Origin of the sequence: Rhodococcus sp. ENV425 (assembly GCF_002887785.1) — a bacterium.
Taxonomy (GTDB): domain Bacteria; phylum Actinomycetota; class Actinomycetes; order Mycobacteriales; family Mycobacteriaceae; genus Rhodococcus; species Rhodococcus aetherivorans.
In genome coordinates this window covers 2816-19464 of record NZ_PCZU01000157.1, presented here as the reverse complement: position 1 = coordinate 19464, position 16649 = coordinate 2816, and the positions used below count along the sequence as shown (strand labels likewise).

At 70.7% G+C, this 16649-nt stretch carries 16 protein-coding genes; 7 read left to right on the top strand and 9 right to left on the bottom strand.

Features of this window, described 5'->3' with window-relative positions; translation table 11 throughout:
• From CQZ88_RS12950 to CQZ88_RS12940, 3 genes are all read left to right on the top strand, one after another.
• A partial coding sequence (locus CQZ88_RS12950; protein WP_146034300.1) for an ABC transporter ATP-binding protein occupies positions 1 to 880 on the top strand: 880 nt, incomplete at its 5' end.
• Positions 877 to 2643, top strand: a complete 1767-nt coding sequence (locus CQZ88_RS12945) for an ABC transporter ATP-binding protein (protein ID WP_102799836.1) — start codon at positions 877 to 879, stop codon at positions 2641 to 2643. The genes CQZ88_RS12950 and CQZ88_RS12945, both read left to right, overlap by 4 nt.
• Positions 2644 to 2751: 108 nt before the next feature.
• Positions 2752 to 3552 carry an alpha/beta fold hydrolase gene (locus CQZ88_RS12940; protein ID WP_006937895.1) on the top strand — a complete coding sequence of 267 codons (801 nt, stop codon included), beginning with the start codon at positions 2752 to 2754 and terminating at the stop codon, positions 3550 to 3552.
• A gap of 178 nt (positions 3553 to 3730) precedes the next feature.
• Here the strand turns inward: CQZ88_RS12940 and CQZ88_RS12935 are convergent, their stop codons facing one another.
• From CQZ88_RS12935 to CQZ88_RS12925, 3 genes are all read right to left on the bottom strand, one after another.
• The gene (locus tag CQZ88_RS12935; RefSeq protein ID WP_081636978.1) at positions 3731 to 4051 is read right to left on the bottom strand and encodes a WhiB family transcriptional regulator; all 321 of its coding nucleotides are present in this window, start codon (positions 4049 to 4051) and stop codon (positions 3731 to 3733) included.
• A 132-nt stretch (positions 4052 to 4183) separates the two neighbouring features.
• Entirely contained in the window at positions 4184 to 4957 is a 774-nt protein-coding gene (locus CQZ88_RS12930; protein WP_102799835.1) for an SDR family NAD(P)-dependent oxidoreductase, read from the bottom strand.
• 32 nt (positions 4958 to 4989) lie between these two features.
• Positions 4990 to 5814 carry a sugar phosphate isomerase/epimerase gene (locus CQZ88_RS12925; RefSeq protein WP_029541076.1) on the bottom strand — a complete coding sequence of 275 codons (825 nt, stop codon included), beginning with the start codon at positions 5812 to 5814 and terminating at the stop codon, positions 4990 to 4992.
• Between the two features lie 186 nt (positions 5815 to 6000).
• Between CQZ88_RS12925 and CQZ88_RS12920 the strand changes: the two genes are divergently transcribed.
• The 4 genes from CQZ88_RS12920 to CQZ88_RS12905 all read left to right on the top strand — a co-directional run bounded on the left by CQZ88_RS12920 (position 6001) and on the right by CQZ88_RS12905 (position 10029).
• Positions 6001 to 7401 (top strand): MFS transporter, encoded by a 1401-nt coding sequence (locus CQZ88_RS12920; protein WP_029541079.1) that lies wholly within the window; start codon positions 6001 to 6003, stop codon positions 7399 to 7401.
• On the top strand, positions 7398 to 8282 hold the full coding sequence (locus CQZ88_RS12915; RefSeq protein WP_006937900.1) for a transketolase: 885 nt from the start codon (positions 7398 to 7400) through the stop codon (positions 8280 to 8282). The genes CQZ88_RS12920 and CQZ88_RS12915 overlap by 4 nt, the downstream gene beginning before the upstream one ends.
• Positions 8279 to 9268 carry a transketolase family protein gene (locus CQZ88_RS12910; protein ID WP_006937901.1) on the top strand — a complete coding sequence of 330 codons (990 nt, stop codon included), beginning with the start codon at positions 8279 to 8281 and terminating at the stop codon, positions 9266 to 9268. The genes CQZ88_RS12915 and CQZ88_RS12910 overlap by 4 nt, the downstream gene beginning before the upstream one ends.
• Positions 9269 to 9372: 104 nt before the next feature.
• The gene (locus CQZ88_RS12905; RefSeq protein WP_006937902.1) at positions 9373 to 10029 is read left to right on the top strand and encodes a GntR family transcriptional regulator; all 657 of its coding nucleotides are present in this window, start codon (positions 9373 to 9375) and stop codon (positions 10027 to 10029) included.
• Positions 10030 to 10231: 202 nt separating this feature from the next.
• Here the strand turns inward: CQZ88_RS12905 and CQZ88_RS12900 are convergent, their stop codons facing one another.
• From CQZ88_RS12900 to CQZ88_RS12875, 6 genes are all read right to left on the bottom strand, one after another.
• Positions 10232 to 11065 carry a sugar phosphate isomerase/epimerase family protein gene (locus CQZ88_RS12900; RefSeq protein ID WP_065923541.1) on the bottom strand — a complete coding sequence of 278 codons (834 nt, stop codon included), beginning with the start codon at positions 11063 to 11065 and terminating at the stop codon, positions 10232 to 10234.
• A gap of 5 nt (positions 11066 to 11070) precedes the next feature.
• Entirely contained in the window at positions 11071 to 12111 is a 1041-nt protein-coding gene (locus tag CQZ88_RS12895; RefSeq protein ID WP_102799834.1) for a Gfo/Idh/MocA family protein, read from the bottom strand.
• A 21-nt stretch (positions 12112 to 12132) separates the two neighbouring features.
• On the bottom strand, positions 12133 to 13038 hold the full coding sequence (locus tag CQZ88_RS12890) for a sugar phosphate isomerase/epimerase (protein ID WP_102799833.1): 906 nt from the start codon (positions 13036 to 13038) through the stop codon (positions 12133 to 12135).
• A 28-nt stretch (positions 13039 to 13066) separates the two neighbouring features.
• Entirely contained in the window at positions 13067 to 15082 is a 2016-nt protein-coding gene (iolD, locus tag CQZ88_RS12885) for a 3D-(3,5/4)-trihydroxycyclohexane-1,2-dione acylhydrolase (decyclizing) (RefSeq protein ID WP_006937909.1), read from the bottom strand.
• A 4-nt stretch (positions 15083 to 15086) separates the two neighbouring features.
• Positions 15087 to 15980, bottom strand: a complete 894-nt coding sequence (gene iolB / locus CQZ88_RS12880; RefSeq protein ID WP_065923540.1) for a 5-deoxy-glucuronate isomerase — start codon at positions 15978 to 15980, stop codon at positions 15087 to 15089.
• A gap of 5 nt (positions 15981 to 15985) precedes the next feature.
• On the bottom strand, positions 15986 to 16649 hold a 664-nt coding region (locus CQZ88_RS12875; RefSeq protein ID WP_258008578.1), incomplete at its 5' end, for an aldolase.

Below are 16649 nucleotides of genomic sequence, written 5' to 3'. Positions count from 1 at the left end.
CGGCGAGCTCATCACCGTCGTGGGCCTGGCCCAGTTCGTCGTCGAACCCCTCGGGACGCTCGCCGCCCTGCCGTCGTCGTGGGCCGCGTCCCGCGCCTCCGCCGACCGGCTGTCGCTGGTGCTGCACGCGCCGCCGCTGCTGCCGGCCGGAACCGGGACACCGTCGGACGGCCGCCTCGTGTTGCGCGGACTCGGCTACCGGTCGCTGCGCGGGATGGACCTGACCGTCGCGCCGGGGGAACTGCTCGGTGTCCTCGCCCACCGGCCGCAGGACGCGGAGGCCCTCGCCGACGTGCTGTCCGGGCAGGTGCCGCCGGAGGACGTCCGCGGCGAGCTGACCGTCGGGGGAGTCCCGCTCGGCGCGCTCGACCCCGTCGCCGCACGCCGGACCGTCCTCGCCGAACCGCACCACAGCGACCTGTTCGCCGGCACGCTCGCCGGCAACATCACCGCGGGCATGTGCGACCCGTCCGGGGGCATACCCCCGGAGGTGCTCCGCGCCTCCGCCGCCGGGCAGGTCGCCGACACCCACCCCGACGGTCTCGACCAGCGGATCGTCGACCGCGGCAGCAGCCTGTCCGGCGGGCAGCGACAGCGGGTGGCGCTGGCGCGGGCGCTGGCGCGGCGCGCCCCGGTACTGGTGCTGCACGAGCCGACCACCGCCGTCGACGCCGTCACCGAGCAGGCCGTCGCGGAGGGGATCGCGCGCGTCCGGCACGACGGGGGCGAGCACACGACCGTCGTCATCACCTCGAGCCCGGCGCTGCTCGCCGTCGCCGACCGCGTGGTCGTGGTCGACGACGGCAGGATTGTCGCCGCCGGCACCCACGCCGAACTGGCCGCCACACACCCCACCTACCGGGCGGCGGTGCTGCGATGACGGCGTACGAGTCCGAGCTGTTGCCGATCGCCTCCGCCGGACGGTCGTGGCGCTGGCTGGGGGCGCAGCTGCGCGCCGCGCCGGGCCGGGTCGCGCTCACCGTGGCGGTGTCCGTCGGGGCCGCGGTGGCCTCCGTGGTGCCGGTGCGCGTCCTCGGCATCCTCGTCGACCGGGTGCGCGAACAGGCGCCGATGGCCACGCTCGGGTGGGTCGTCGCGCTGATCGCAGCCGCGGCGGTCGTCGGCGGGGTGCTCGACGGCGCCGGCCTGCACCTCGTTGCGCGACTGGGCGAGACGGTGCTGGCCCGGCTGCGCGAGACGGTCCTGGCGCGGGTGCTGCGCCTGCCCACCGAGACCGTCGAACGTGCCGGGCACGGCGACGTCCTCTCCCGTGTCGGCGACGACGTCGCGGTGCTGGCAAAGGCGCTGGTCTCGGTGGTGCCGCAGCTGGTGGCGGCGCTGATGCTGGTGGTGGTCAGCGTCGCGGCCATGGTCGGGATCGACTGGCGGCTCGGGCTCGCCGGGCTCGTCGCGCTGCCGCTGTATGCGCTCGCCCTGCGCTGGTACCTGCCCCGGTCGGCGCCGCTGTACGCCGCGGAGCGGGTGGCGATGGGAGAACGGTCGCAGGCACTCGTCAGCAGCATGCACGGTGTGCGCACCGTCCGCGCCTACGGGCTCGACCCGGCCCACCTGTCCGGCATCGACGCCGCGTCGGGCCGCGCCCGCGACCTCACCGTCGGCGTGTTCGGCCTGTTCACCCGGTTCGCGGGCCGCGCCAACCGGGCCGAATTCGTCGGTCTCTCGGCGCTTCTCGTCGCCGGGTTCGTGCTGGTGCGGGCGGATGCGGTGACCGTCGGCGAGGCCACCGCGGCGGCACTGCTGTTCCACCGCCTGTTCTCGCCGCTCGGGCTCCTGCTCTTCACCTTCGACGACGTCCAGTCCGCGGGTGCCAGCCTGGCCCGCCTCGTGGGCGTCGCCGAGCTCCCGGCGCAGCCGCCGGAGCGCGACGCTCCGCGCGACGTCCGACGCGACGGTCCGCCGGCGCTGGAACTGGCCGGGGTGCGGCACCGGTACCTGCACGGGCCGGAGGTCCTGCACGGCGTGGACCTGAAGGTCGGGCCGGGGGAGACGGTGGCCCTGGTCGGGTCGACCGGCGCCGGGAAGTCGACGGTCGCCGCGGCCGCGGCCGGCGTCGTCACGCCCGCCTCGGGGGAGGTCCGTATCGACGGCCGGTCGCTCGGCGAACTCGGACCGCGGCTGCGTCGCAGCGTCGTGATCGTCAGCCAGGAGGTGCACGTGTTCGCCGGGCCATTGCTCGACGACGTGCGGCTGGCCAGGCCCGGCGCCACCGCGGACGAGGTGGAAGCGGCACTCGACGCGGTCGGGGCCGGCGAGTGGGTCCGCGCGCTCGGCGACGGCCTGCACACGGTCGTCGGCGAGGGCGGACATCCCCTGACCGCGGCCCAGGCCCAGCAGCTCGCGCTGGCGCGGGTGCTGATCGCCGATCCACCGGTGGTGGTGCTCGACGAGGCGACCGCGGAGGCCGGCAGCGCGGGCGCACGGGCCCTCGAAGCGGCCGCGGCCGTCGTGACGCGGGGACGCACCGCCCTGGTCGTGGCGCATCGGCTGACGCAGGCCGCGGCGGCGGACCGGGTCGTCGTGCTCGAGGCGGGCCGGGTCGTCGAGGAGGGACCGCACGCGGCGCTCGTCGCCGCCGGGGGCCGCTATGCGCGGCTGTGGCGGGCCTGGCAGGCCGGCGGCTGAGATGTGCTGCCAGGGCCGCGACCTGCGGTGCAGGGTAGTGTGGATCGGTCCGTTGTGCCCGTGCGGCCGTACGGCCGCACCCGTGCCACCCACCTCAGGAAGGTTTTCATGCCCATCGCGACAATCAACGGCATCCCGCTGAACTACCAGGTCAAGGGGACCGGCGACCTCGTCGTGCTGATCATGGGGACGGGCAGCCCCGGCCGGGTCTGGGACCTGCACCAGGTCCCCGCGCTGGTCCAGGCCGGCTACCGCGTCGCCACCTTCGACAACCGCGGCATCGCGCCGTCGGGGGAGAGCCTCGGCGGCATGACCATCGACGACCTGGTGGCCGACACCGCCGGACTGATCGAGCTGCTCGGCGGTCCCGCGTACGTGGTGGGCACCTCGATGGGCGCGCGTGTCGCGCAGGAGCTGACGCTGGCGCGCCCGGACCTGGTGCGCAAGGCGGTGTTCCTGGCCGGGCACGCGCGCATGGACCAGTTCCAGCTCACCCTGACCGAGGGCGAGCGGCAGCTGTACGACAGCCGTGTCGAGCTGCCCCCGAAGTACCGGGCGGCGGTCACGGCCGTGATGAACCTGTCGCCGGCGTCGCTGGCCGACCCGCACACCGCGCGGGACTGGCTCGACGTGTTCGAGTTCACCGGCGGCAAGACGTCGCCGGGCGTGCGGGCGCAGCTGGGAATGGACCGCGAGTTCGACCGTCGCGCGGCCTACCGGGCGGTGCGGGTGCCGTGCCTGGCCGTCGGTTTCGCCGACGACCGGATGATCCCGGCGTACCTGTCGCGGGAGGTCGCCGACGCGATCCCCGGCGCGAGCTACCAGGAGATCCCGGACGCCGGGCACTACGGCTACCTCGAGCAGCCGGAGGCCGTGAACAAGGTGCTGCTGGAGTTCCTGGCGAGCTGAACCTCGCCGAGACCGAGACCGAGACCGAGACCGGGATCGCGGCCCGCGGCGTACCGGGTTTCACTCGCCGCCACGGCATTCCGCCGCACGACCGAGGTGCTTCGTGGGCGATGGCGGACTCGTGAACCGGTGACACGGGTTCGGTGTCACCGGTTCACGGGTGAAAGAGGTGATCGTGTCACCTCGGTTCCGGCGGGACGGCTGCCGGGAGGGCGGGGTGCCGGGCTCGGCGTTCCGCTTCGGTGGTGCCGCCCCAGACGCCGTACCTCTGCCGGCTGTCGAGTGCATAAGCACGGCACGGGATTCGGACCGGGCAGGTGTGGCAGATCTGTTTCGCGGTGCGTTCCCGTCGTAGGCGGGCACCGCGTGGCTCGTCGTCCGGGCCGAAGAACACGGACGGCTCGACGAACCGGCAGTCGGCGCGGGCGGTCCAGTCCTCCCGCTCGTCGCGGGACGGCACGGCGAGTTCCGCGGAGGCGCGGGCGGGCGGTGTGCTCATGGTCGTCGGTGGGTGCGAGTCGACACCGCACTGTCGTGTGAGTGCACGGTCTCCCTGCCGCGTGCGCGGTGAGGAGGTGCGGGGCCGTGTCTGTCGGTAGTTGTGAACCTGTCCGGGCACGGATCCCGGCGGTCAGTGCATGTGGCTGCCGCCGTTGATGTCGACGGTGGTGCCGGTGAGGTATGCGGCGTCCTCGGAGGAGAGGAACGTGATGACCGAGGCCACTTCGCGGGTGCCGGCGGTGCGGCCGAGCGGGATGTCGCGGCAGATGGCCGCTTCCTGCTCGGGGGTGCTGCCCACCCGGATGCCGGTGTCGACCGCTCCGGGGGTGACGGCGTTGACGGTCACTCCGGTGTCTCCGAGTTCGCGGGCGAGGGACTTGGTGAAGCCGAGGACGGCGGCCTTGGCGGAGGAGTAGGGGACCTTGCCGAAGACGCCGCCGCCGCGCTGGGCGGAGACGGACGACATGTTGACGATCCGGCCCCAGCCGTTGTCGATCATCGCCGGCAGGAAGGCGCGGGTCACCAGGTAGGTGCCGGTGGCGTTGACGGCCATGACCTTGTTCCACAGTTCGAGGGTGGTGTCGAGGAACGGCACCGGTGACGTGATGCCCGCGATGTTGGCGAGGGCCCCGACGGGCGGGAGGGTTCCTGCGGCGACTTCGGCGGCGACGGCGTCGTGCGCGCGCTGGACGGAGGCCTCGTCGGCGACGTCGATGTCGTGGCCGAACGCCGGGACGGAGTAGTCGCTGCCGATCTCCGCGGCGACCTTGGCGGACTTTTCACCGTCCAGGTCGAGGACGACGACGGCCCAGCCGTCTTCGGCGTAGCGGCGGGCGGGGGCGATGCCGATGCCGCGCTCGGAGGTGGCGCCGGTGACGACGGCGGTGCGCTGGGTGGAAGACATGGGTTTCTCCTCGATGGCTGTTGATGGCTGGGTCAGGGAATGAGGGGGGAGATGAGGCGGGCCGCCTCCGCGGTGCCGGCGGGGCGCTGCGCGTCGGTGATGTCGCGGGTTTCGAGTTCGAGGCTGAAGTGGCCCGCGTATCCGAAGGCGGTGAGGGCGTCGATGCCGGCGGCGAAATCGGCGGCGCCGTTGCCGATGCCGAGATTGATGTTCCCCGGGACGGCATCGCGCAGGTGCACATGGGTGATGCGATGGCCGAACAGGCCGACGAAGCCGACCGGGTCGCCGCCGGAAGCGACGATGTGGCTGAAGTCCATCACGATCCCGATCTCGGGGGAGAGTCGGGCGGTCAGTTGCGCGGCACGTGCGGTGTCGCAGCACAACCGGTACACGTGCAACGACTCGGTCCACAGGGCCACGCCGAACGTGTGGGCCGTGTCGGCTGCCCACTCCAATTGGGCGGCAACGGCATCGAGGTCCTCGTCCAATGACCGGACCGGGGTGTGGTCGAGGGCTCCGCACGGCAGGACCAGCGCCCGGGCCCCGACGCCGGCGGTGAGGGTGAGCAGCCGATCGAGGTGACGTCTCCGCTCGTCGCGCTGTGCCGGGGTCAGGGGCAGGTTGAGGTCGCCGATGTCGCCGTTGACGCTGCGCACGCGCAGGCCCGACGCGGCCACCTCCTTGGTCACCTGTTCGACGCCGGCGGTGTCGAGCCCGAAGGGGACGTGGTCGCACACTCCCGGCAGGGCTCCGAGATCGATTTCGGCGAACCCGAGTTCGGCGATGGTGGAGAGCGCGTCGCTCAGCCCGAGGTGACGGAAGCTGATCGACGAGCAGCCGAGCCGGTCGTGGACCACGAGAACTCCTTCGAGGAAGCGGGGTGATGGGGACCACGGTAGAACGATTCACTGTCAACAGTCAACGGTCGAAGATTGACGGTTGACAGGGGCTGGTGGCGGCGGTCACACTCGGTGCACACTGTTGACAGTCGACATCCACTGCCCGATCCCCACCGGTCCTCCCGGTTCGAAGAGGAGATGTTCATGAGCACCGATGCTCTCCGGATGCGTGGTCCCGTCCACGGCACGAAAGACGCGAAACGCGTCGCGATCGGCTCCTCGGTAGGGGCGGTCATCGAGACCTACGACTTCATCGGCTTCGGCACCGCCGCTGCCCTGTACTTCGGTACCGCCTTCTTTCCCAGCGGCGATCCGGTCATCGGTACCCTCGCCGCCTTCGCCACCCTCGGTGTCGGATTCGCGGCCAGGCCCCTCGGCGGCATCCTCGGCGGACACCTCGGGGACAGGATCGGGCGCAAGCCCGTCCTGGTCGCCTCCCTCATCGTCATGGGCCTGGCCACGTTCGCGATCGGCCTGCTACCGACCTACACCCAGGTCGGACTCGTCGCCCCGGCCCTGCTGGTGACGGTGCGGATCGTCCAGGGTCTGGCCTTCGGCGCCGAGTGGGGCGGGGCGATCCTGATGAGCTACGAACACGCCCCCTGGAAGGCCAAGGGCCGCTACACCGGCATCGTCCAGGCCGGCTTCCCGGTCGGACTGCTGCTGGCGAATCTCGTCTTTCTCTTCAGCGTGCACCTCGACGGTGACTGGGCGTGGCGCGTACCGTTCCTCGCCAGCATCGTCCTGGTTGCCGTGGGCCTGATCATCCGGTCCAAGGTGCCCGAGTCGCCGGTCTTCGAAGACGTCAAGGACAGCGGCGAGATCGCCGCGTCCCCGGTGCTCGAGTCGATCAGGAAGGACTGGCGCGACATCCTGCGCGGCATCGGGCTGCGGGTCGCCGAAACCGCCGGATACGCCGTCTCGATCACCTACATGATCTCCTACCTGCACACCAACGACCTGGCCGGAAAATCCGAAACGCTCCTGGCGCTGTGCGTCGCCTCCGCGATCGGCATCGTCGCCACCTTCGCCTGGGCCGCCCTGACGGACCGCATCGGGCGGCGCCCGGTGTACCTGGGCGTGTGCGCCTTCGCCGCCCTGTTCGGCGTGCCGATGTTCCTGCTGGTCAACACCGGCCTGTTCGTCCTGATCGTCGCCACGATCGTCATCGCCTACGCGGTGTGCCAGAACGCCCTCGCCGGCGCCCAGGGTGCCTGGTTCCCCGAACTGTTCCAGGCGGCGCGGCGCGCGTCGGGCGCCTCCCTGGCCTACCAGATCTCGGCCATGGTCTCCGGCTTCACCCCGTTCGTCACCACCCTGCTCTACGTCTCTCTCGGCTGGGTCGGCCCGGCCCTGCTGTTCAGTGCCTTCGGGCTGATCGGCTTGATCACCGCCCTGCTCACCCGGGAGACCTGGGGTGCGGCCGAACGTCGCCTCGCCGACGAGGCCACCCGCTCAGAAGAACACGCCTCCGGCCCCGGCGGCGCAACGCTGCGCCACCGGTCCGGGACGGCATCGAGCACCAAGGAAAAGGAACTGCTGTGACCACCACTGCGCACGCCGGCGCCGTCCATCGCGACCGCCGCCTCGCCGCCGTCGACGAGTTCGCCTACCGTCTCAGGCACAATGTGCTCGACATGGGCCAGGAACAGGGCCAGGGCTACGTCGGACAGGCCCTCGGCGCGGCCGACATCCTGGCCACCGTCTACGCGGAGCACCTCCGGTTCCGTGCCGACGACCCGGACTGGGCCGGCCGCGACCGGTTCCTGCTCTCGACCGGCCACTACGCCATCGGCCTGTACGCAGCGCTCGCCGAGGCCGGGATCGTTCCCCGCGACGAACTGCTGACGTACGGCTCGGACGATTCCCGCCTCCCGATGTCGGGTATGTCGACCTACACCCCCGGCATGGAGATCTCCGGAGGCTCGCTCGGGCACGGTCTCCCCATCGCCGTGGGAATGGCCCTGGGTCTGCGCCACCAGGACTCGCAGGCACGGGTGTTCAACTTCCTGTCCGACGGTGAGCTCGACGAAGGTTCGACCTGGGAAGCGGCGATGAGCGCGCACCACCACCAGCTCGGCAACCTGATCGCGATGGTCGACATCAACGCCCTGCAGGCCGACGGCCCGACCGCCGGGGTACTGAGCACCGAACCCGTGCACGACAAGTGGACCGCCTGCGGCTGGCGCACCTACCGCGTCGACGGCAACGACACCGGCGCCCTGCTCGGCGCCTTCGACGAGGCCGCGGCCGGTGCCGCCGTGCGCGGCGCGCCGGCGGTCGTCCTGTGCGACACGCGAGTCGGCAAGGGCGTGCCGTTGCTGGAGACCAGGGAGAAGGCCCACTTCATGCGCATCGACGAGCACGAATGGCAGATCTGCCGCGACCAGTTGACCGCCGGATACGACCTCGAGGATGCTCGATGACCACCACCGCCCCCAAGCTCAAGACGTCGGCGATGATCGCCTCCTTCGTCGACCCCGGCCAGAAGACGACCGCCGCGCCGTTCGGCCACGCACTGGTCGCGGCGGCACGGGAGAACGACAAGATCGTCGGACTGTCCGCGGATCTGGCCAAGTACACCGACATGCACATCTTCGCCGAGGCGTTCCCGGACCGCTTCTTCCAGATGGGCATGGCCGAGCAGCTGCTGCTCGGCGCCGCCGCCGGCATGGCCGAAACCGGACTGGTGCCGTTCGCCTCGACCTACTCGGTGTTCGCCGCCCGTCGCGCCTACGACTTCCTGTGCCTGGACATCGCCGAACCGAACCTCAACGTCAACATCGTCGGCGGCCTGCCCGGCCTGACCACCGGCTACGGCCCGAGCCACCAGGCCACCGAGGACATCGCCATCTTCCGGGGCATGCCCAACCTGACGATCGTCGACCCGTGCGACTCGGTCGACATCGAGCAGGCGGTACCACAACTGGCCGCCTGCGAGGGGCCGACCTATCTGCGATTGCTGCGCGGCAAGGTCGCCACCGTCCTCGACGAGTACGACTACACCTTCGAGCTCGGCAAGGCCAAGGTGCTGCGCGACGGCAACGACGTGGTCTTCGTCGCCAGCGGCCTGATGACCATGCGGGCACTGCAGGCGGCGCAGGAGCTGTCCCGGCACAACGTCGATGTCGCCGTGGTCCACACCCCGACGATCAAACCGTTCGACGCCGCCACCGTGCTCGCCGAGATCGACACGGACCGCCTCGTGGTCACCCTCGAGAATCACACGGTCGTCGGAGGGCTGTTCGAAACGGTGGCCGCTGCCGCCGCCGGGGCGGGCCTGGGCCGGAAGATCACCCCGATCGCGCTGCCCGACCGCTTCCTCGACGCCGGTGCCCTGCCGACGCTGCACGATCGTTACGGCCTGAGCACCGACCGCATCGTCGCCCGCGTCCTGGACGAGCTGAGCTGAGCTGACGCAGTGTGGACGGGCCCGCGCCGCCGCCGGCGCGGGCCCGTATCATTGTCGACAGACTGCTGTCGACAGTCGCCCGCTGACACCGCCTGGAGGCATCAATGGCCGCACACCCTGCCGCGCTGCTCGGACTGGAGAAGACCAGTTTGCGCCAGCAGGCCGTCGCGGCTCTGCGCAGCGCGATCACCAGCGGCGCCCTCGCCCCCAGCAGCCCGCTCGTCGAAACCGAGCTGTCCGAGATGCTGCAGATCAGCCGCGGCACCTTGCGCGAGGCCATGCGCCAGCTCCAGCAGGAAGGCCTGATCTCCGCCGGCGCCCGGGGCCGGCTCTACGTGCGCCACCTCGACGCCAAGGAGATCCGCGACATCTTCGCCGTCCGCGCGGCCCTCGAAGCCCTCGCGGTCCGGGAGCTCGCCGAGCTTCCCGACCGCTCCACCGTGGTCCCGGCCCTGCGCGCGGCGCTCGACATCATGGCGCGTGCCGAGCACGATCTCGATGCGCGCATCGAGGCGGATCTGAACTTCCACCGCATCCTCTGCCGTCTGACCGGCAACGAGACACTGATGCACTCGTGGCAGTCCCTCGAAGGGTCGATCCGCATGTCCATCATGTTCGCCGGCCTGGAAAAGGCTGTCGGCAACATGGACGTCGGACGGCACAGCGCCATCGTCGACGCCATCGAAACCGGCGACTCCGACGAAGCGGCCGCCGCCGTGCGTTCCCATATGAAATGGGCTGCAGCCAACCTCGTTTCGTAGCCGGTTTCCCTCCGGTGCCGCCGGTCCGGCCGTCGTGGCGCTTCTCCGCGCCCGTTCGGGCGGTGGAGTGGTCCCCGCGCTTCGACAGGCCGCCGACGCATCCCCGCGACGAGGGGCGCGCCGGCGGCCTGTCCTGTGCGCGCGGGTGATGAATATGGGCATATGTCTTGACATATACCGGGGCTATGTGTGAGGGTCGTCACTACGGATTAGCACGTGCTAAACCGCTCGGATTACATCTGCAGACTCTTCCCTCCATCACGGTGTCGTCACGGTCGTAGAAACCGATCTCGGCGAGGCCCCCGAAGAACTCGTCCCAGTCGACGTCGCCGTCGCCGATCTTCAGGTGCTGGTGGACACGGACCGCGTTGCCGGGGGGATTGGTGATGTAGCGAAGGCCGTGCGAGGCGTGATGGTCCATCGTGTCCGCGACGTGCACCAGGCGGAGCATGTCGCCGGCGGTCCGCATGATCTCCAGCATGTTGCCGCCCATGTGATAGGTGTGGCAGGCGACGTACACCAGTCCGAAGTTCTTCGAATTGATACCGCGGATCATCCGGATGGCGGCCAGTCCGTCCTCCACGAAGTCGTCCGGGTGCGGGTCGATCCGGACGTCGATGCCCTCGCGTTCGATGATCGGGACGAGTTCCTCCATCGACCGGTAGAACGCCCGCTCGGACTCCTCGGCCTTCTCCGGCCGGCCCGAGAATTCGGTGTTCATCACGTTCACACCCAGGTCGACCGTGATCTGGATGGCGCGCTTCCAGTACCGCACCGCGGCTTCACGCGCATCCTCGTCCGGACCGGACCAGCGCAGCACGGGGAGCACGGAGGCGATGCCGACGCCCGCGTCGGCGCACGCCTTGCGGAACTTGGCCACCAGCGCGTCGTCCGCCTTCGGATGGTTGAAGAACGGGATCATGTCCACGTGCGGGGTCAGTTGCAGGTATTCGTAGCCGAGTTCGGCGACGACCCCGGGCAGCTCGAGCAGCGAGTGGGAGTGGTGGAACGGGGTGGGATCCAGTGCGATCTTCACGGCGGTCACGCTCCCGGGACGGACGCGCGGTCCACCATGTCCACGGCGACCCGCTCACCGGTCTCGAGCGAACGGACGCCGGCCTCGCACACCGCCGCGGCGGCGTAGCCGTCCCAGGCGCCGGGACCGTCGACGTAGCTGCCGGTCTCGGCGCCCGACCGTACCGCGTGCACCCAGCGCTGGATCTCGGCGTCGTAGGCGGCACCGAAACGCACCCGGAAGTCCGGCGTGATGGTGCCGCCCCAGACGCCGGGGCGGGTCTTGCGGACCAGTCCCACGTCCAGGCCGATCATCGCGGAGCCGAGCTCGCCGACGACCTCGGTGCGCACCTCGTACGCCAGGCCGGTGGTGACGAACGCCTCGACGTCGACGTGGCGGCCGGTCTCGGTGGTGAAGATGGCGATCTGCGGATCCTGCAGATCGGAGCCGGAGAGCGTGTTGGCCGTCGGCCTGATGATCTGCACGGAGGTGATCTCCTCGGCGAACAGGAACCGGGTGACGTCGACCTCGTGCACGATCGAATCCTTGACGATCATCGCGCTGTCGAAGTACGGCGGGACCGCAGGGTTGCGGTGCGCGCAGTGCATCACGAGCGGCTGCCCCAGCTCGCCCGCGACGAGGGCGGCCTTGAGCTGTTCGTACTCCGCGTCGAACCGGCGCATGAACCCGACCTGGATCAGCTTCCTGCCGAGCTGGGCCTCGCGCTTGACGATCTTGAGGGACGTCGCGGCGTCGGTGGTCAGGGGCTTCTCGCACATGACGGGCTTGCCGGCGTCGAGGCAGGCGAGCAGCTGCTTCTCGTGCGTGGGTCCCGGGGTGGCGAGCACGACGGCATCCACGTCGTCGGCGGCGATCGCGTCGAGCGGATCGGCGACGACGCGGGCGCCGGGCACGGTGGCGGCGACCTGCTCGGCCTTCTCGGTGAGGTAATCGTTGATCACGGTGACGCGCGCGCCGCTGATGCGGTCGGTGATGCGGGCGACGTGGTCGGCGCCCATCATGCCGACGCCGAGCACGGCGATGCGGAGATCGGTGTTGTCGGACATTCTCGGTGGCTCCTGACGTACTCAGACGAAGCGGACGGCTGGAATCCCGCAGGACCCCAGGTACTTTCGGGTACGCTGTGCGATCGGCAGCGGGGCGTCGACCGGGCAGGGGTACATGTCCTGCTCGACGATGGCGAACACGTCGATCCCGAGCTGCTCGACCGCCTCGAGCAGGGGCGGCATGTCCGGGATGCCGCGTGGCGGTTCGGTCATCGCGCCGAGGCGCACGGCTTCGCCGAACGGCAGGTCCTCGGCCTCGACCTTGGCGCGGACCTCGGGATCGACCTGCTTGAGGTGCAGGTAGCCGATCCGGTCGGGGTGCTTGGCGATGATCGCCAGGTTGTCGCCGCCGCAGTAGCTGATGTGACCGGTGTCGAGGCACAGGTTGACGAACTCGGGATCGGTGCCGTCGAGGAACCGGTAGACGTTCTCTTCCGTGTCGACGTGGCTGTCGGCGTGCGGATGGTACTGGGCACGCACGCCGTACTTCTCGAACATGGCCTTGCCGAGCTCGTTCATGCCGCCGGTCTTCTTGCGCCACTGCTCCGGCGTCAGGTTGCGGTCCTCGAGCACCTCGCCGGTCGCGGGATGCCGCCACATCTCCGGGATCACCACGACGTGGGTGCCGCCCACCGCGGCGGTGAGCTTGGCGACGTCCTCGATCTGGGACCACACCGCGCCCCAGGAGTCGTCCTGGTGGAGGTGCTCGAACACCGTGCCGGCAGAGAGCTTCAGGTCGCGGGCCGCGAGCTCGTCGGTGAGCTGCTGCGGCTCGGTGGGCAGATAGCCGTAGGGGCCGAGTTCGATCCACCGGTAGCCGGCCGCCGCCACCTCGTCGAGGAAACGGGTGTAGGGCGTCTGCTGCGGGTCGTCCGGAAACCAGACGCCCCAGGAGTCGGGAGCGGAGCCGACGCGGATGGTGCTCATGTGGTGGGTGTCCTTCTCTCGGTGGGGGTCAGTTGTCGGTGGAGGACGATTCGGGCGCGGGTTCGGACGGGCGCAGGTAGGGACGCTGGACCTTCTTCCACGCCTCGTACACCTCGCGGGCCTGCTGTGTGGACTCGAGCGTCGAGGTCTCCGATACGGGGACGTCCCACCAGGATTCGCTGTCGGGTGCGCTGATGAGCGGGTCCGTCTCCACGTGGACGACGGTGGCGCGGTCGGACGCCTTCGCGGCCTCGAGGGCGTCGGCGAACTCCGCGGCGGTCGTCGCCCGCAGGACGTCCACGCCGAGGCTGGCGGCGTTGGCCGCCAGATCCACCGGCAGCACGCCGCCGTCCAGCCGGCCCCGGTCGCTGCGATAGCGGTACGAGGTGCCGAAGCGCTGCGAGCCGAGCGATTCCGACAGCGAGCCGATGGAGGCGAATCCGTGGTTCTGCACCAGCACCACGATCACCTTCACGCCCTCCTGCACGGCGGTGACGAGTTCGGTGGCCATCATCAGGTAGGAGCCGTCCCCGACCATCACGAAGACGTCCCGGTCGGGGCATGCCATCGCGACGCCGAGTCCGCCGGCGACCTCGTATCCCATGCACGAGTAGCCGTATTCCACGTGGTAGCCCTTGGGATCCCGGGTGCGCCACAGCTTGTGCAGGTCGCCGGGCATCGACCCGGCGGCGCACACCACGACGTCCCGCGGTTCCGAGATGGCGTTGACGAGCCCGATGACCTCGTTCTGGGTGAGGGCTTCGGCACCCGTCGCGACGTTCGTGCCGTGCACGCCGGGGGAGTAGACGGCGTCGACGGTCGCCTCCCAGTCGGCGGCGAGCTGCGCGACGAGGGCGCGGTAGCCGTCGGAGACGGCGTAGCCCGCCAGCGCCTCGTCGAGTGCCTCGATCGTCTCGCGGGCGTCGGCGACCACGCCGACGGCGCCCTGCTTGACCGCATCGAACGACGCCACGTTGATGTTGACGAACCGCACGTCGGGGTCGGTGAACGCGGTGCGGGACGCGGAGGTGAAATCGCTGTAGCGGGTGCCGATCCCGATCACCAGGTCGGCCTCGGCGGCCAGGGCGTTGGCGGCGGTGGTGCCGGTCGAGCCGATCGCTCCCACCGACTGCGGGTGGTCGTAGGGCAGCGAGCCCTTTCCGGCCTGACTCTGCCCGACCGGAATCCCGGTGCGCTCGCAGAACCGCGCCAGCGCGTCCGTCGCGCGGCTGTAGACGACGCCGCCACCGGCGACGATCAACGGCCGGCGCGCCGACCGGATCGCCTCGGCCGCACGGGCCAGCGCTGCGCGCTCGGGCAGCGGGCGGCCCACGTGCCAGGTCCGTTCGGCGAACAGGGACACCGGCCAGTCGAACGCCTCCGCCTGCACGTCCTGCGGGATCGCGACGGTGGCGGTGCCGGTCTCGACCGGGTCGGTGAGGACCCGCATCGCGCCGAGCAGGGCCGCGGGCAGCTGCTCCGGCCGCCAGACCCGGTCGAAGAAGCGCGACACCGGACGGAAGCAGTCGTTGACGGTGACGTCCCCGGAATCGGGACGTTCGAGTTCCTGCAGGACCGGAGCGCTGGCACGGGTGGCGAACGTGTCCGCCGGCAGGAGCAGCACGGGCAGGCGGTTGATCGTCGCGAGGGCGGCACCGGTGACCATGTTGGTCGAGCCCGGTCCGACGGATGCGGTCACGGCCCAGGCCTGGAGGCGGTCCTTCATGCGGGCGTAGGCGACGGCGCTGTGCACCATGGCCTGTTCGTTGCGGCCGAGCACGTACGGCAGGGAGGGCTCGCGCCCGGCGTCGAGGTCCTCGGTCTCGGCCTGCAGCAGAGCCTGGCCGAGGCCGGCGACGTTGCCGTGTCCGAAGATGCCGAAGCAGCCGGCGAAGAACGGGGTGCGCTCGCCGTCGCGTTCGACGTGCTGGGCGGCGAGGAACCGCACGGTCGCCTGCGCCACGGTCAGGCGCACGGTCTGCTCGGTGTCCGGCGTGCGGATTCCGGTGACCGCGCCGTCGCGGTCGGAGTTGATGGGCGCCACTGGTCTACTCTCCTGAGCTCTGGGGCGGGCGGCCGGTGTGGAGCGGCAGTCGGGGATCGATCTCCTGGTGTTCCCAGCTGGTGCGGAGCCAGGTGTGGGCGGGGTCGTCGCAGATGCGCCAGGCCCGTTCGGGGCCGGGTCCGGCCATCACGTTGAGGTAGTACATGTGGTAGCCGGGGGCCGCGATGGACGGGCCGTGGTAGCCGTGCGGGACGAGCACGACGTCGCCGCTGCGGACCTCCTCGAGCACCTCGATCGGCCGCTCGGGCGTGCCGTAGACCCGGTGGAAACCGAATCCTGTTGTGCCCGTCTCGCCTTCGTCGATCTCGAAGTAGTAGATCTCCTCGAGCTCGGACTCGGCGTCGGTGTTCTCGTCGTGCTTGTGGGCGGGGTAGGACGACCAGTTGCCGCCCGGGGTGATGACCTCGCACGCGATGATCGAGTCGGCGTCGAAGACATCCGCGGTGCCGAAGTTGTGCACCTGACGGCTGCAGTTGCCCGCGCCGCGCAGTTCGACGGGAACGTCGGCGGCCGGGACATACCGGAACGGCATCCGGCGGGTGGCGCGGGCACCGCAGAGCGCGAAGCGGCCACCGGCCGCGCTCGCGACCCGGAAGGAGCTGTCGACGCCGACGTAGGCGAAGTCGGTGGGGCCGTCGAAGACGCTCCGGCGGCCGGCGAGCGTCACCGTCTCGTCGGCGCAGCGCACCTCGGCGGAGCCGGACAGCGGTACGACGAGGATCTCGTCGTCGCCGGACCGGTGCTCGACGTGCTCGCCGGGGCCGAGTTCGACGACCCACAGGCTGGATTCGGACCACCCGGCAGTCTCGGGGGTGACGGCCACGGTGAACGGGGCCTCGCCGGTGGAGCGGGCGGGCAGGTAGTACTTGCTGTTCACGGCGCTCACCGCACCAGCGAGACGGCGGTCGCGACGGCGCCGGCGACGTCGTCGTCGTGCGGGTACAGCAGGGTGCGCCCGACGACGAGGCCGCGCACGGACGGCAGGCCCAGCGCCTTCTCCCAGGCGGCGAAGGCGGCGTCGGGATCGCTGGGGTCCCCGCCGAGCAGCAGGGTCGGCAGCGTGGTGGCGTCCATGACCCGCTCCATCTCGTCGACCACGGGCAGTTTCATCCAGGTGTAGGCGGAGGTGGATCCGATGCCCTGCAGGATGTGGATCGACTTGATGACCGCGTCGGGCGACAGGTCGTTGCGGACCTTGCCGTCGACGCGCCGGGAGAGGAACGGCTCGAGCATAGCGATCAGGCCGTGGTCGGCGAGTTCGTCGACGGCCCGGGCACACTCGGTCATCATCGACAGGGTGCCGGGATCGTCGAGCGCCACCCGGCAGAGCATCTTCGCGCCGTTCATGCGGTACCGGGCGGTCGACGCGGCGGTCGCGCCGGTCATCCGGTCGTCGAATTCGAAGGTGGCGCCGACGAGCCCGCCGCGGTTCATCGAGGAGAAGACCACCTTGTCCTCGAGCGCGCCGAGCAGCACGAGGTCGTCGAGGATGTCGGAGGTGGCGAGCACGCCGTCGACGCCCGGGTCCGCCAGCGCGGTGCGGAGC

Coding starts and splice junctions, on each gene's coding strand:
- CQZ88_RS12890 (WP_102799833.1), bottom strand. CDS start 13,038: ATGAGCACCATCCGCGTCGGCTCCGCTCCCGACTCCTGGGGCGTCTGG.
- CQZ88_RS12905 (WP_006937902.1), top strand. CDS start 9,373: ATGGCCGCACACCCTGCCGCGCTGCTCGGACTGGAGAAGACCAGTTTG.
- CQZ88_RS12920 (WP_029541079.1), top strand. CDS start 6,001: ATGAGCACCGATGCTCTCCGGATGCGTGGTCCCGTCCACGGCACGAAA.
- CQZ88_RS12895 (WP_102799834.1), bottom strand. CDS start 12,111: ATGTCCGACAACACCGATCTCCGCATCGCCGTGCTCGGCGTCGGCATG.
- CQZ88_RS12945 (WP_102799836.1), top strand. CDS start 877: ATGACGGCGTACGAGTCCGAGCTGTTGCCGATCGCCTCCGCCGGACGG.
- CQZ88_RS12910 (WP_006937901.1), top strand. CDS start 8,279: ATGACCACCACCGCCCCCAAGCTCAAGACGTCGGCGATGATCGCCTCC.
- CQZ88_RS12935 (WP_081636978.1), bottom strand. CDS start 4,051: ATGAGCACACCGCCCGCCCGCGCCTCCGCGGAACTCGCCGTGCCGTCC.
- CQZ88_RS12930 (WP_102799835.1), bottom strand. CDS start 4,957: ATGTCTTCCACCCAGCGCACCGCCGTCGTCACCGGCGCCACCTCCGAG.
- CQZ88_RS12940 (WP_006937895.1), top strand. CDS start 2,752: ATGCCCATCGCGACAATCAACGGCATCCCGCTGAACTACCAGGTCAAG.